The sequence below is a fragment of the Alphaproteobacteria bacterium genome (assembly GCA_019635875.1).
Classification (GTDB): domain Bacteria; phylum Pseudomonadota; class Alphaproteobacteria; order Reyranellales; family Reyranellaceae; genus JAFAZJ01.
This window is the reverse complement of sequence record JAHBYP010000008.1, coordinates 90,296-104,036: the sequence shown is the minus strand read 5'-3', so window position 1 is coordinate 104,036 and position 13,741 is coordinate 90,296. Positions and strand designations below refer to the sequence as shown.

13 protein-coding genes are annotated in these 13,741 nt (G+C 68.2%); 10 read left to right on the top strand and 3 right to left on the bottom strand.

Annotation, left to right across the window (positions count from 1 at the left end):
* Positions 1-132 precede the first annotated feature (132 nt).
* From fdnG to KF889_24435, 7 genes are all read left to right on the top strand, one after another.
* On the top strand, positions 133-3,204 hold the full coding sequence (gene fdnG / locus KF889_24465; GenBank protein ID MBX3502612.1) for a formate dehydrogenase-N subunit alpha: 3,072 nt from the start codon (positions 133-135) through the stop codon (positions 3,202-3,204).
* Positions 3,205-3,214: 10 nt separating this feature from the next.
* Positions 3,215-4,114: a formate dehydrogenase subunit beta gene (fdxH, locus tag KF889_24460; GenBank protein MBX3502611.1), complete on the top strand. Its 900-nt coding sequence runs from the start codon at positions 3,215-3,217 to the stop codon at positions 4,112-4,114.
* A 75-nt stretch (positions 4,115-4,189) separates the two neighbouring features.
* A complete protein-coding gene (locus KF889_24455) occupies positions 4,190-4,822 on the top strand; it encodes a formate dehydrogenase subunit gamma (protein MBX3502610.1) in 633 nt (210 codons plus the stop codon).
* Positions 4,819-5,790, top strand: coding sequence for a formate dehydrogenase accessory protein FdhE (gene fdhE, locus KF889_24450; GenBank protein ID MBX3502609.1), 972 nt, complete (start codon positions 4,819-4,821; stop codon positions 5,788-5,790). Before KF889_24455 ends, fdhE begins: the two co-directional genes overlap by 4 nt.
* Positions 5,787-6,563: a sel1 repeat family protein gene (locus KF889_24445; protein MBX3502608.1), complete on the top strand. Its 777-nt coding sequence runs from the start codon at positions 5,787-5,789 to the stop codon at positions 6,561-6,563. Before fdhE ends, KF889_24445 begins: the two co-directional genes overlap by 4 nt.
* A gap of 152 nt (positions 6,564-6,715) precedes the next feature.
* Positions 6,716-7,159, top strand: a complete 444-nt coding sequence (locus KF889_24440; GenBank protein ID MBX3502607.1) for a hypothetical protein — start codon at positions 6,716-6,718, stop codon at positions 7,157-7,159.
* Complete coding sequence (locus tag KF889_24435) at positions 7,159-7,524, top strand: hypothetical protein (GenBank protein MBX3502606.1); 366 nt, start codon at positions 7,159-7,161, stop codon at positions 7,522-7,524. The genes KF889_24440 and KF889_24435 overlap by 1 nt, the downstream gene beginning before the upstream one ends.
* A gap of 176 nt (positions 7,525-7,700) precedes the next feature.
* On the opposite strand, the gene KF889_24430 is transcribed toward KF889_24435, so the two are convergent.
* Both KF889_24430 and KF889_24425 read right to left on the bottom strand, forming a co-directional pair.
* Positions 7,701-8,159, bottom strand: a complete 459-nt coding sequence (locus KF889_24430; GenBank protein ID MBX3502605.1) for a glycine cleavage system protein H — start codon at positions 8,157-8,159, stop codon at positions 7,701-7,703.
* A gap of 98 nt (positions 8,160-8,257) precedes the next feature.
* A complete protein-coding gene (locus KF889_24425) occupies positions 8,258-8,632 on the bottom strand; it encodes a DsrE/DsrF/DrsH-like family protein (GenBank protein ID MBX3502604.1) in 375 nt (124 codons plus the stop codon).
* A gap of 14 nt (positions 8,633-8,646) precedes the next feature.
* Between KF889_24425 and KF889_24420 the strand changes: the two genes are divergently transcribed.
* Both KF889_24420 and KF889_24415 read left to right on the top strand, forming a co-directional pair.
* Complete coding sequence (locus KF889_24420) at positions 8,647-9,735, top strand: lipoate--protein ligase family protein (GenBank protein MBX3502603.1); 1,089 nt, start codon at positions 8,647-8,649, stop codon at positions 9,733-9,735.
* 107 nt (positions 9,736-9,842) lie between these two features.
* The gene (locus tag KF889_24415; GenBank protein MBX3502602.1) at positions 9,843-10,466 is read left to right on the top strand and encodes a class I SAM-dependent methyltransferase; all 624 of its coding nucleotides are present in this window, start codon (positions 9,843-9,845) and stop codon (positions 10,464-10,466) included.
* A gap of 307 nt (positions 10,467-10,773) precedes the next feature.
* Here KF889_24415 and KF889_24410 read toward each other — a convergent pair whose 3' ends face one another.
* Complete coding sequence (locus KF889_24410; GenBank protein ID MBX3502601.1) at positions 10,774-12,351, bottom strand: ABC transporter substrate-binding protein; 1,578 nt, start codon at positions 12,349-12,351, stop codon at positions 10,774-10,776.
* A gap of 256 nt (positions 12,352-12,607) precedes the next feature.
* Between KF889_24410 and KF889_24405 the strand changes: the two genes are divergently transcribed.
* Positions 12,608-13,633: an IS110 family transposase gene (locus tag KF889_24405; protein MBX3502600.1), complete on the top strand. Its 1,026-nt coding sequence runs from the start codon at positions 12,608-12,610 to the stop codon at positions 13,631-13,633.
* Positions 13,634-13,741 lie beyond the last annotated feature (108 nt).

The window sequence follows — 13,741 nt, the reverse complement described above, 5'->3', positions numbered from 1 at the left end:
ATACTTTCGACAGACGAAAGAGTGCGCATCGAACGCACGGTGCCGGGGAGTGCAAACGCAGGACGGGCCGTCGCGGCGAACCGCGACGTCCGACTCCCGGCGCCTGATCGTCGAGGAGGTGCCATGGGCTCGATGAACATCACCAGGCGCGGCGCGCTGAAGCTGACCGGAGCGACGCTCGGCGCCTCGACGCTCACCGCGCTGGGCTTCTCGCCGGCGCAGGCGCAGGGCGCGGTGCGCGCCTTCAAGCTCGAGCGCACGACCGAGACACGCAACACCTGTCCTTACTGCTCGGTGGGCTGCGGCGTGATCCTGTACTCGATGGGCGATCGCGCGAAGAACGTCCACGGCAAGATCATCCATATCGAGGGCGATCCCGACCATCCGACCAACCGCGGCACGCTCTGCCCCAAGGGGGCGGCGCTGATCGACTTCATCAACGCTCGCACCCGCCTGCAGTATCCCGAGTACCGCGCGCCCGGCGGCAAGGCGTGGACGCGCATCTCGTGGGACGAGGCGATCGACAAGATTGCGCGCCATGTGAAGGCCGACCGCGACAAGAACCTCATCGCCAGGAACGCCGACGGCCAGACGGTGAATCGCTGGCTGACCACCGGCTTCCTGGCGGCTTCGGCGACGACCAACGAAACGGCATGGGCGACCTACAAGGTGGTGCGCTCCATGGGGATGGTCGTCTTCGACAACCAGGCGAGGGTTTGACACGGTCCGACGGTGTCCAGTTTGGGCCCGACTTTCGGACGCGGTGCGATGACGAACCTGTGGGCTGACATCAAGAACACGGATCTCGTCGTCATCATGGGCGGCAACGCCGCGGAGGCGCATCCCTGCGGCTTCAAGTGGGTGACCGAGGCCAAGCATCACAAGAAGGCCAAGCTGATCGTCGTCGATCCGCGCTTCACCCGCTCGGCGGCGATGTCGGACCTCTTCATCCAGATCCGGCCGGGCACCGACATCGCCTTCCTCGGCGGCGTCATCAAGTACCTGCTCGACAACGACAAGATCCAGAAGGAGTACGTCCGCACCTACACCAACGCGGCCTACCTGCTGCGCGAGGACTTCAAGTTCGAGGACGGCCTGTTCTCGGGCTACGACGAGGCCAAGCGTGACTACAACCGCGCCAGCTGGGACTACCAGCTGGGCGACGACGGCTTCGTGAAGTCGGACGACATGCTGCAGGATCCGCGCTGCGTCTTCCAGGTGATGAAGACGCATTTCTCGCGCTACACGCCCGAAATGGTCGAGCGCATCACCGGCGCCAACAAGGACAGGTTCCTCGAGGCGTGCAAGTGGATCGCCGAGACGTCGGCACCCGACAAGGTCATGACGTCGATGTATGCGCTGGGCTGGACGCAGCACTCCAAGGGCTCGCAGAACATCCGCACCATGGCGATGATCCAGCTGCTGCTGGGCAATATCGGCATGTCGGGCGGCGGCATGAACGCCCTGCGCGGCCACTCCAACATCCAGGGCCTCACCGACATCGGCCTGATGAGCAACCTGATCCCGGGTTACCTCACCCTGCCGACCGATCGCGAGGCCGACTTCGCGACCTACATGCGCACGCGCGGCTTCAAGCCGTTGCGGCCCGGCCAGACCAGCTTCTGGCAGAACTACGACAAGTTCTTTGTCTCGTTCATGAAGGCCATGTGGGGACCGGCGGCGACGAAGGAGAACGACTGGGCCTACGACTACCTGCCCAAGCTCGACGTCGGCGCCTACGACGTCCTGCGCGGCTGGGAGCTGATGCACCAGGGCAAGATGAACGGCTACTTCTGCCAGGGCTTCAACCCGCTGATGTCGTTCCCCAACCGGCGCAAGCTGCAGGCGGCGCTGGAGAAGCTGAAGTTCCTGGTGGTGATGGACCCGCTGGCCACCGAGACCAGCGAGTTCTGGCAGAACCACGGCGAGCACAATCCGGCCGATCCGGCGAAGATCCAGACCGAGGTCTTCCGCCTGCCGACCACGGTGTTCGCCGAGGAGAACGGCTCGCTGGTGAACTCGGGTCGCTGGCTGCAATGGCACTGGAAGGGCGCCGAGCCGCCCGGCGAGGCGATCAGCGATATCGAGATCATGGCCCGCATATTCCTCAAGGTGCGCGAGCTGTATCGCAAGGAAGGCGGCGCCTTCCCCGATCCGATCGTCAACCTGACCTGGGATTACGAGAACCCGGCCTTCCCCAATCCCGAGGAGCTCGCGCGCGAGCTCAACGGCCGCGCGCTGGCCGACGTGCCCGATCCGCGCGATCCGGCCAAGCTGCTCCTGCGCAAGGGCCAGCAGCTCGCGGGCTTCGGCGAGATGCGCAACGACGGCACCACCATGGGCGGTTGCTGGATCTATTCCGGCTGCTGGACCGAGGCCGGAAACCAGATGGCGCGGCGCGACAACAGCGATCCGGGCGGTCTGGGCCTGACGCCGAAATGGGCGTGGTCGTGGCCGGCCAATCGCCGCATCCTCTACAACCGCGCTTCCGCCGACGCCAAGGGCGATCCCTGGAATCCAAAGCAGAAGCAGATCTGGTGGAACGGCGAGCGCTGGACCGGCTATGACGTGCCCGACTACGGGCCGTTGGTGAAGCCGGAGGCCGGCGTCGGCCCGTTCATCATGAACCCGGAAGGCACCGCGCGGCTGTTCACGCGTGGGCTGATGCGCGACGGGCCCTTCCCGGAGCATTACGAGCCGTTCGAGGCGCCGGTCGCCAATCCGCTGCATCCCAAGGTCGGGCCCAGCCCGGTCGCCCGCGTCTTCAAGGGCGACATGGAGCAGTTCGGCAAGGCAAGCGATTTCCCGATCGTCGCCACGACCTATCGCCTCACCGAGCACTTCCACTTCTGGTCCAAGCACGTGCGCATCAACGCGATCACGCAGCCCCAGGAGTTCATCGAGCTCGGCGAGGAGCTGGCCAAGGAGAAGGGCATCGCCAGCGGCGACCTGATCGAGGTGCGCTCGAACCGCGGCCGCGTGAAGGCCGTGGCCGTGGTCACCAAGCGCATCAAGGCGCTGCAGGTCGACGGCAAGACGGTGCACACCGTGGGCATCCCGCTGCACTGGGGCTTCACGGGCGAGACCAAGAAGGGCTTCGGCTGCAACCAGCTGACGCCCTATGTCGGTGACGCGAACATCGAGACGCCGGAGTACAAGGCGTTCCTGGTGGACGTGAAGAAGCTCGGCACGACGGCGGCATAGGGAGGCGACGATGAGCAATCTGCAGTCTCTCGACCTTCGCCGCCGCTCGGCGACGACGACGCAGCCGCCCAGCCAGCGCGAATCGATCGAGGTCGCCAAGCTGATCGACGTCTCGCGCTGCATCGGTTGCAAGGCCTGCCAGGCCGCGTGCCTGGAATGGAACGACCTGCGCGAGGAGGTCGGCGTTACCGTCGGCGTCTACGACAACCCGCACGACCTGACGGAGAACACCTGGACGCTGATGCGCTTCACGGAGATCGACGTCGACGGCCGCTTCGAATGGCTGATCCGCAAGGACGGCTGCATGCATTGCGCCGATCCGGGCTGCCTGAAGGCCTGCCCGGCGCCGGGCGCGATCGTGCAGTACAAGAACGGCATCGTCGACTTCATCTCGCAGAACTGCATCGGCTGCGGCTACTGCGTGAAGGGCTGCCCCTTCAACATCCCGCGTATCTCCAAGAAGGACGCCAAGGCGTACAAGTGCAGCCTGTGCTCCGACCGGGTGGCGGTGGGCCAGGCACCGGCCTGCGCCAAGGTATGTCCGACGCAGGCGATCTCCTTCGGCACCAAGAAGGACATGGTCGCCTGGGCCGACAGGCGCATCGCCGATCTGAAAGAGCGCGGCTACAAGAGCGCCGGGCTCTACGATCCGCAGGGCGTCGGCGGCACGCATGTGATGTACGTGCTCAAGCATGCCGACAGGCCGGAGATCTATGCCGGCCTGCCCAAGGATCCGAAGATCAGCCCGCTGGTCGATCTGTGGAAGGGCATCGCCAAGCCGCTGGCGCTGGCGGGTGTCGGCCTGGCGGCGCTGGTCGGCTTCTTCCACTACGTCACCCATGGGCCCAACGAGGTCCAGGCGGAGGACGAGGAAGCCGCCGACAAGGCACGGCGCACGTCGGCGGAGTGATCGGCGGCGCGCACGAAGCGTAGCGCGGGAGCCGGCATACCCGGCCTCGCGCGGTAGTGCAGGGAGGGCCGTACCATGGCCGGCAAGAACAACATCTTCGATCGCTATACGTCGGGCGCGCGCCTCAATCACTGGATCAACGCGATCCTGATGATCTGCCTGGTGCTCTCGGGCATGGCGCTGTTCCATCCGTCGCTGTTCTTTCTTACGGAGCTGTTCGGCGGCGGACCGACGGCGCGCATCGTCCATCCCTGGATCGGCGTGCTGGCGATGCTGAGCTTCCTCGGCCTGTTCATCCGCTTCGTGCGCTTCAACCTGTGGAACAAGGACGACAGCGCCTGGATGCGCAACGTCAAGCACGTGGTCGCGGGCGACGAGGCCAAGGTGCCGGAGGCCGGCAAGTACAACGCCGGGCAGAAGCTGGTGTTCTGGCTGATGTCGATCCTCACCATCCTGCTGCTGACCAGCGGGCTGGCGATGTGGGCCTCGCAGCTCGGCGAGTACACGACGATCGAGCAGAAGCGGCTGGCGGCCGTCGTCCATTCCGCTTCCGCCGTGCTGCTGCTGATCGTCGTGATCACCCATGTCTATGCCGCGATCTGGGTCCGCGGCACGATCCGCGGCATGACCCGCGGCTCGGTCACCGGCGGCTGGGCGTGGCGCCATCACCGCAAGTGGCTGCGCGAGGAAGTGGGCAAGAGCAAGTGAGCCTTAAAGGACGCGTCGTCCCCGATCCGGTCGATATCGGCCAGATCGCGGCGCCGCCCTTCGTTCGCCTGCCCGACATCGCCACGCACTTCGCGCGGCGCGCGGCGCGGCTCGACGCGCTGGCATCGGGCAATCCGCTCGAGCCGTTCCTGCGTTTCGTCGCCGAAATCGCGCGCGCGCAGCACAAGGCGGCGGGCGAGCTGCCGGCCGGTACGCTGCCCGGCGACGACCACATCGCCTTCTGCAAGGCGCACGGCTTCGCGCTGATCGAGCGCCTCACCTGGGCGCGCGACGCGTCGTTCGTGGCCGGCGCGCGCGCCGTCGCCCGCGCGCTTCAGGACGTGACGATGCCCAAGCCGGCGATCGACGCGCTCGCCGCCTTCGCGGCGCGCGACGACAAGTCGATCGACGCCCTGGCCGATCGCCTGCTGCGCGAGAAGCAGGAGTCCTGGGACATGGCCGAGGTGCCGCTGGCGGCCGCGGCGCTGGAGCTGCACTGGGCGCGCATGGCCGCGCTGCTCGATCCGGCGGCGCCGGTGCCGCTGGAGCCGCGCAATCTCTGCCCGGTGTGCGGCTCCACGCCGCTCGCCTCGGTGATCGATGCGGCGGCGGGCCGGCAGGGCTCGCGCTTCCTGTGCTGTGGCCTGTGCCAGACGCAGTGGAACTACACCCGCATCCAGTGCGCCCATTGCGTCTCGACCAAGGGCATCGCCTACCACCATGTCGAGGGCGGCTCGAAGGCGGTGCGCGCCGAGACCTGCGACGAGTGCCGCACCTACACCAAGGCGCTCTATCTCGAGGAGGCGCCGGATGCCGAGCCGGTGGCCGACGATCTCGCCACGCTCGCGCTCGACATCCTGGTCGGCGAGGCTGGCTGGCAGCGCGCGCGGCTGAACTGGTACCTCATGCCGCAGGGCGAGGACGCGCCCGAGCCCCTGAGCGCTGCCGACGGCGCGGCCGACGCGTGATCGGCGCCCTGCGCCGATGGCTGGCCGGCAGCGAGCCGGTCGAGGCCGCGCTGGCCCGCGCGCGCTTGGCCTTCGATGCCGGCGATATCGGCACCGCCTTCGACATCTGGCACGCGCTGGCGCATCGGGGCGTGGCGCGTGCCCAGGCCAATCTCGGCGGCCTGTTCGCCACCGGTAACGGCGTCGGGCGCGACGACGCGGAGGCGGCGCGCTGGTTCCGCATCGCCGCCGAGGCCGGCGACGCCGTGGCCCAGCAGAACCTGGCGCTGATGTACTACGAGGGCCGCGGCACCGACGGCGATCTGGCGCAGGCCGCGCACTGGTACGCGCGCGCCGCCGAGGGTGGCGAGACCGAGGCGCAGAACATGCTGAGCTGGATGGCCTACGAAGGCGTCGGCATGGACCGCGACGTGATGCTGGCGCGGCGCTGGGCCCAAACCGCGGCGGCAGCGGGCAGCGCCTCGGCGATGGGCCGGCTGGGCATGATCTTCCACAATGCCGAGGGTGTCGAACGCGACCCCGAAGCGGCGGCGGCGTGGTTCGAGAAGGCGGCACGGCTGGGTGATAGCGAGTCGCAGGCGATGCTCGGCGCCGCCTATCACCTGGGCCTCGGCGTGCGGCAGGACCAGATGCTCGCCTATCGCTGGCTGGCACGCGCGCAGCGGCGTGGTAACGAGGTCGCCGCCGGCTTCCTGCCGCGCGTGCGCCCGCTGCTGGGCGACGCCGAGCGTGACGAAGCCGAACGACTGATCGCCGCCGGCGATGGTGCGTGATGACGTCTTTCCCCCGGAGGGGGAAGGTGCCCGAAGGGCGGAAGGGGATGTCGAAGACGAACGCCGGAGTCCGACTTCAACATCCCCCTTCCGTCGCGCTGCGCGCGCCACCTTCCCCCTCCGGGGGAAGGGAACAGAGTGAAGGAGACACCATGCCGGCCCAGGTCGACGAATTGCGGCGGCGCGCGGAGGAGGCGGGGCGGATCGAGGCTGCCTATCGACTCGAGTCGCGTGATCGACTGGCGGCGCTGGAGCAGGCGCGCGTCGCCGCCTATCGCCGGGTCGAGCTGGTCGACGCGCTGCTGCGCGCCGTCGCCGCCGGCGAGGATCGCGCCACCGCGGTCGATGCCGGCGTGCGGGTGCTGTGCGACATGACCGGCTGGACCGCCGATGACGCCGCCTGCGAGGAGGTGCGCGAACAAATGGCAGCAGTTGCCGACCAGGCCTGGCTCGCGGCGCATCCTGGCGAGGCGGGGGGCGACGTGGTGCAGGCCTTTACCCGCTTCGAGGCGTGGTATGCCTCGCGCTTCCAGACCGCCTTCACCGCGCTGGTGGCGCGCGAGGAGCCCAGCCTCACGCCGCTGGTCGACTTCTGATGTCCGCCGCCTTCGACGCCTGGCTGCGCGACACCTTCGCGCGCACCAGGGGCTTCACCGCGCTCCTGATCCTGGTGAAGCGCGATCGCGCGACGATCTGGCCGCTGGGCTCGTCCTACGCCAATGTCATCGGCAACGAGATGGCGTGGCGCGACTTCCGCGACATGCTCGACAGGTCGAAGCTGCAATGGGATGCGGTCGCGATCTTTCCCGCCACTGCGCCGCACGGCGGCCCGCTGACTGACGGCGAGGCGCGCTTTCGCCTGAAGCAGGCGCAGGATCGCCTGATCGAGGACCACGCCACGATCAACGAAGGCGCCTTCTTCGACCGCAAGGGCCGGCCGCTGAGGCTCGACCCGGCTTGAGTGCAGGGTGATAGCATATGGATCTCGGGCTTCCCTTCCCCCGGAGAGGGAAGGTGGCGCGCGAAGCGCGACGGATGGGGGATGTCTCAACGAAGTCGGTGTCCGTCTTCGACATCCCCCTTCCGCCCTTCGGGCACCTTCCCCCTCCGGGGGAAGGTAAGACCAAGGCAAATCGGTCATATGCGAGATTGACTGGGATCGCAGCCTTCGAACTCTTCCGCCGCCATCTTTGCGAGGAACGGCTCGATCGCTGCTGGCCCATACAGCAGCGCCGCGCTCGCGGCGGCCCAGTCGTCGGGCCGCACCAGCACGAACCAGCCCTCGCCATAGGGATCGCGGTTCACCGGCGAGGGATCGTCCATCAGCTCCTCGTGGCTTTCGACCACGTGGCAGGCGAAGGCGATCTTGGCCGGGCCGACATACTTGCCGGCCTCGACCACGGCGCAGGCCTGGCCGGGCTCGAGATGCCGGTCGGCCCGCTTGGGCGTGGCACCCACCACCTCGCCGCCCATCGCCACGGCGATGCGTGTCGGGCCGACGCGCACCAGACCCTCGGCTTCGGGCCGGTACCACAGCATGTTCTCGACGTCGTACCAGAGATCGTCGGGCAGCTCGCAGCCCTTCACGGTGGCCATGGAAGCCCTTCAGTGTGATTGTCATCCCGAGCGCAGCGAGGGATCCCGGAAACCGCCTGGATCCCTCGCTGCGTTCGGGATGACAGGTGAAGCACGTCTCAATAGGTCAGCACGCGGCAGTCTTCTTCCATGATCTTCTGCACCAGGTAGCCGGCGCCGACGAGCCCGGCGCATTCCGGGATCAGCTCCTCCTTCGTCATGTCGAAGAGCTCGAGGTTGTTGGAGCAGGCGTAGAGCTTGGCGCCGTTCTCGTGCGCTTCCTTGATGAAGTCGTAGACCGTGGTCCTGGCGCCCGCCTTCACATGCAGCTTCTCGGCCACGCCGCGCTTGAGCAACCGGCCGGCGGTGGCGGTGCAGATCACCTCGACCTCGTAGTCCATCGCCGCGGCCACGGCGGCCTGGTAGAACGGCGCGCCCAGTTCCTCGCCGTTGCGCGGATCGGTGTTGACCATCACGATCACGAGCTTCTTCATGGCGCGAGGCTAGCATGTCTGCGCTGCGCGTGCTCGATTTCGGCTCCGTCCCGCCGGTGATGTCGCTGGCGATCTGGCACGGCATCGCCGACGCCATGGGCGCCGATGACGATCCCGTGATGACCTTGTCGAACCCCGACGCGCCCTTCATCTGCGTCGGCTTCCACCAGGACGTGGCGCAGGAGGTCGACGCGGATTGGTGCGCCGCCCAGGGCATGCCGGTGATCCGCCGCGAGGCCGGCGGCGGCGCCGTGCTGCTCGATGCGCCGCATCTCTTCGTGCACTTCGTCTACCCGCGGCGGCTGGCGACGGGCCGCGCGGCGGCGCTCTATCCGCGCTTCATCGCGCCGCTGGTCGAGACCTATCGCGCGCTGGGCGTGGCCGCCGAGTACCGGGCGCTCAACGACATCCACGTCGATGGCCGCAAGATCGGCGGCTCGGCGATCGCGGCGATCGGCGAGGCCGTCGTGTTCGCCGGCATGATCCTGTTCGACTTCGACGCAGAGCGCATGGCGTGTGCCCTGCGCGTGCCGTCGGAGAAATTCCGCGACAAGCTGCGCACCTCGCTGGCCGATTACATCACCAGCCTGCGCCGCGAGCTCGGCACGCCGCCGTCGCGCGAGCAGGTGATCGCGACATTGCTGCACGGCCTGCCGCGCACGCTCGATGCCGCGCCAGTACGGGGCGAGCCGCGCAAGGACGAGCGCGTCGCCATCGCCCGGCGTGCGGGCTCGTTGCTCGACCCTGACTGGACGTACCGGCGCGGGCGGCGCGCAGTCGCCGATGGCGTGAAGCTGATGGCCGGCGCGGCGCTGGTCGAGGCCGACCACAAGGCGCCAGGTGGCCTGCTGCGCCTTCGGGCGCTGGCGCGCGACGGCGTGCTGGTCGATCTCGATCTCGCCGGCGACTTCACCTGCCTGCCGATCGACGGCCCGCCGAAGCTGGCCACGGCGATGTGCGGCCTGCGTCTCGACGCCTCCGACCTGCCGGCGCGCATCGACCGCTTCATTGCCGAACTCGGGCTGGACATGCCGGGGGTGAGCGGTGCCGATCTTGCGGCCGCGCTGGTCCGGGTCCTGCCCGCCTGGGCCGCGCGGAGCTGATCCCTGCCGATTCCTGAGTTTGCCGCCGCGATCGCTCGCCGATTTCGAACTCGGCGAGATTTGATCGCGCGACTCTGGCGGGATGGGCGCCTGGGCCGGGAGGGACCATGCGCAAGCCATTGATGATCGCCAGGCAGGGGCGGCGGCCGGAGGGCCTTCTGGGCCGCCTCGTGGCCCGCATCATGGCGCGCGAGACCGCCGCGGAGAACGACAGGGCGCTGGAATTTCTGCGGCTCGAACCCGACGATCGCGTGCTGGAGGTCGGATCAGGCCATGGCGCGACCCTGGCGAAGGCGGCGTCCATGGCCCCGCGCGGCGATCTGTCGGGAGTCGACTTCTCGCCGGTCATGCATCGCCACGCCACGCGCCGCCACCGCGCCCTGGTGCGGGAGGGGCGCGTCGGCTTCCATCTCGGGCGCAGCGACCGGCTGCCCTTCGCCGATCGGACCTTCGACAAGGCCTACGCGGTCCACACCATCTATTTCTGGTCCTCGCCGCAGGATCACCTGGGAGAGATCCATCGCGTGCTGAGACCCGGCGGCCGCTTCGTGCTCGGCTTCCGTCCCGCCGAGGATTCGCGGTTTGGTGCCATCTTCCCGGCGGAGATCTATTGCATCCGTCCCGAGGCCGAGGTCGTGGACTGCGTGCGCCGCGCCGGCTTCGACGTGCTCGACACGCAACGGCGTGACTTCGGCGCCAGGCAGATGAGCTTCATCGTGGCGGCGAGCTGAGGGCTCAATTGCGCCTGTCATCCTCGGGGCCGTCCGCGGCCCCTGTAGTGCAGGGGGGGGTCTCTTTGGGAGCGCCGGCGCTCCCAGGAAGACATGCTGGATCCCTCGCTACGCTCGGGATGACAGTTGCGTTTGATGGGCGGCGCGTCGCAATGGGCGAGCAGGGCGCCGTTTGCTCCCTCTCCCCGCTCGCGGGGAGAGGGTCGGGGTGAGGGGCCGCATCAAGCGTCGCACCGCCACCGTGCGCAACCAGGATCAACCCCTCACCCCAACCCTCTCCCCGCAAGCGGGGAGAGGGAGCAGAGCACTACTTCTTGCTGATGTTCCAGAACACCGCGGCCGGGCCCTGCAGCCAGCCCTCGACCACGCCCTTGCGATAGGCGCCGAAGGCCTTGTACTGGCCGACGACGAGGTAGTGCGCCTGCTCCATCACGCGGTCCTGGATCTTGAAGGCGAGATCCTTCTTGGCCGCGTCGTCGGTCGCGCGCGAGTAGTCGGCGCGCAGCTTCTCCAGCGCCTCATCGCACGGCCAGCCGAACCACGCCTTCTCGCAGCCGCCATTGGTGAAGGCGTTGGCCACCGGGTTGGCGGCATCGACCGCCACCGTCGTGGTGAAGAACATGTTCCAGCCGCCCTGTGCCGGCGGATCCTTCTTGGCGCGGCGCGACACCACCGACTGCCAGTCCATCGAGTGCATGTCGACCTTGAAGCCGGCCCGCTCGAGCTGCGCCTTGGCCACCGGCGCCAGGCGGTTGGACGATTGCAGGTCGGTCTGGTGCATCAGCACGATCGGCGTGCCGTCATAGCCCGACTCCTTGAGGAGCGCGCGCGCCTTCTCCAGGTTGGGCTTGAGCAGCAGATCGCCATAGGTCTTGGTGTGCGGGTTGCCGCAGGTCAGTGGCGCGTTGCACTCGAAATAGATGTCCTTGTCGCCGACCTGGGCCTCGAGATAGTCGCTCTGTGCCGTGGCGTAGAATGCCGCCAGCCGCGCCTTGGGGTTGTTGAACGGCGGGTGCAGGTGGTTGAAGCGGCCGATGATCTGGCTGCCCAGCGGGTTCCAGCCGTAGAGCGCGATGTTCTTGTCCTTCTGCAGGACCGGGAACAGGTCGGGCGGCGGCGCCTCGATCATGTCGATCTCGCCGGCGAGCAGCGCGTTGGCCGCGGTCAGCGGGTCGGGCATGGCGATCCATTCGACGCGGTCGACCTTGACCACCTTGCCGCCGGCCATCCCCGAGGCCGGCTCGCCGCGCGGCTTGTACTTGGGGTTCTTGAGGTAGATGACCTTGTCGCCGGGCTTCCACTCCTTGGCGCTGAAGATGAACGGGCCGGAGCCGGTGAAATCCTTGATCTGCTGGTTCGACGGCGTCGCCGCGACCCGCGCCGGCATGATGAAGGGCACCAGCGAGCTCGGCTTGCCCAGGGTCTCGATCACCAGGCCGTAAGGCTCCTTCAGCACCAGCTTGAAGCTCTTCGCGTCGATGGGCGTGATCTCGCTCACCCGCGTCCACAGTTGCTGGGCCATCGAATCGCGCTCGGCCCAGCGCTTGAGCGAGGCCACCACGTCGGTGGAGGTCACCGGCTGGCCGTCGTGGAACTCCAGGCCGTCGCGCAGGGTGAAGGTCCAGGTGAGCTTGTCGTCGCTCACCGTCCACTTCTCGGCCATCTGCGGGCGGATCGCCAAGGTCGAGTCCTGGCCCAGCAGCGTGTCGTAGATCAGGTAGCCGTGGTTGCGCGTGATGTAGGCGGTGGTCCAGATCGGATCGAGGATCTTCAGGTCCGAATGCGCCACGACCCGCAAGGTCGTCTGCGCCTGCGCCGCGGCCGCGAACGAAAGCGCCATCGCGCTGGCCGCCGCCGATTTCGCGATCTTCCCGATGAACGACATGGTCCGTCTCCGTTACCAACAACCGGCGCCACGATAGCAGGCGCCGACGCCCTGCCAAACAATCATGCCAATTCGCTTGCACGCACCATGCCGGCGCCGCAGGCTCAGGCACGATCCGTCATCCCGAGCGCAGCGAGGGATCCAGGCTGCTCCTGGATCCCTCGCTGCGCTCGGGATGATGGGGTGGACGGCCCCCAAACGGCATCGAGCGTGCCACACTGGTGTCGTTGAAGCAGCCAGTCAAAGGGGACCGTCCATGGAACAGGCTATCACGATCGGACTGGACATCGCGAAGAACGTCTTCGAGCTGCATGGCCGCGACGCCAGCGGCAAGGTGGTGTTGCGTCGTCGCCTGAAGCGGGCGCGGATGGCGGAGTTCTTCGCCGGGCTGCCGAAGGCGACCATCGGCATGGAGGCGTGCGGCTCGGCGCACCACTGGGGGCGGGTGCTTCAGGGTCTGGGCCACGAGGTTCGGCTGATGCCGCCGGCCTACGTGAAGCCCTACGTCAAGCGCAACAAGAACGACGGGCGCGACGCTGAGGCGTGCTGCGAGGCGATGAGCCGTCCAGACATGCGCTTCGTGCGGCTGAAGACGGTGGAGCAGCAGGCGGCGCTGTCGCTGCATCGCAGCCGCGAGCTGCTGGTGCGCCAGCGCACGCAGACGGCCAACGCCCTGCGCGCGCTGCTGGGCGAGTTCGGCATCGTGGCGCCGGTCGGCAAGCGCGGCCTGGATCAGCTGCTGGCGGCGATCGGCGAGGACACGGCAGGGCTGCCGCGCTCGGCTCTGATGTCTGCGCGCAGCCTCGCGGCCCATCATGCCCAGCTCGAGACGACGATCGAGGAGCTGCAGGCAAGCATCGTGGCTGAAGCGCGGGCCGACGCCCGGGCGCTGCTGTTGGGGAGCGCGCCCGGGGTCGGCCCGCTCACCGCCCATGCCCTGCTCGCCACCATGCCGGATCCGGCGATGTTCAAGAGCGGCCGCGACTTCGCCGCCTGGCTCGGCCTGACGCCGCACGACCAGTCGAGCGGCGACAAGCAACGCCTCGGCGCCATCACCAAGCAAGGCGACCGCACCCTGCGCCGCCTGCTCGTGCTCGGCGCCACCGCCTGGCTGCGCCACGTCGCCCGCCAGCCCGACAAAGCCTCGCCCTGGCTGCGCCGCCTGATGGCGCGCCAGCACAAGAAGAAGGTGCTGGCCGTCGCCCAGGCCGCCCGCACCGCCCGCATCCTGTGGGCCATGCTCAGGGACAACCAGCCCTATCGCGCTCCGCTCGCCGCCTGAGACGACGAGCCGGCGCCAACCCTTCGCAAGGAGCCAGCAACGATAGATGGCGAAATCGGTAGGCCTACCGGACCGGGAACACTCCCTGCTGTCATCGCCCCTCGAGGG

Coding starts and splice junctions, on each gene's coding strand:
- fdxH (MBX3502611.1), top strand. CDS start 3,215: ATGAGCAATCTGCAGTCTCTCGACCTTCGCCGCCGCTCGGCGACGACG.
- KF889_24455 (MBX3502610.1), top strand. CDS start 4,190: ATGGCCGGCAAGAACAACATCTTCGATCGCTATACGTCGGGCGCGCGC.
- KF889_24440 (MBX3502607.1), top strand. CDS start 6,716: ATGCCGGCCCAGGTCGACGAATTGCGGCGGCGCGCGGAGGAGGCGGGG.
- KF889_24435 (MBX3502606.1), top strand. CDS start 7,159: ATGTCCGCCGCCTTCGACGCCTGGCTGCGCGACACCTTCGCGCGCACC.
- KF889_24430 (MBX3502605.1), bottom strand. CDS start 8,159: ATGGCCACCGTGAAGGGCTGCGAGCTGCCCGACGATCTCTGGTACGAC.
- KF889_24425 (MBX3502604.1), bottom strand. CDS start 8,632: ATGAAGAAGCTCGTGATCGTGATGGTCAACACCGATCCGCGCAACGGC.
- KF889_24420 (MBX3502603.1), top strand. CDS start 8,647: ATGTCTGCGCTGCGCGTGCTCGATTTCGGCTCCGTCCCGCCGGTGATG.
- KF889_24415 (MBX3502602.1), top strand. CDS start 9,843: ATGCGCAAGCCATTGATGATCGCCAGGCAGGGGCGGCGGCCGGAGGGC.
- KF889_24410 (MBX3502601.1), bottom strand. CDS start 12,351: ATGTCGTTCATCGGGAAGATCGCGAAATCGGCGGCGGCCAGCGCGATG.
- KF889_24405 (MBX3502600.1), top strand. CDS start 12,608: ATGGAACAGGCTATCACGATCGGACTGGACATCGCGAAGAACGTCTTC.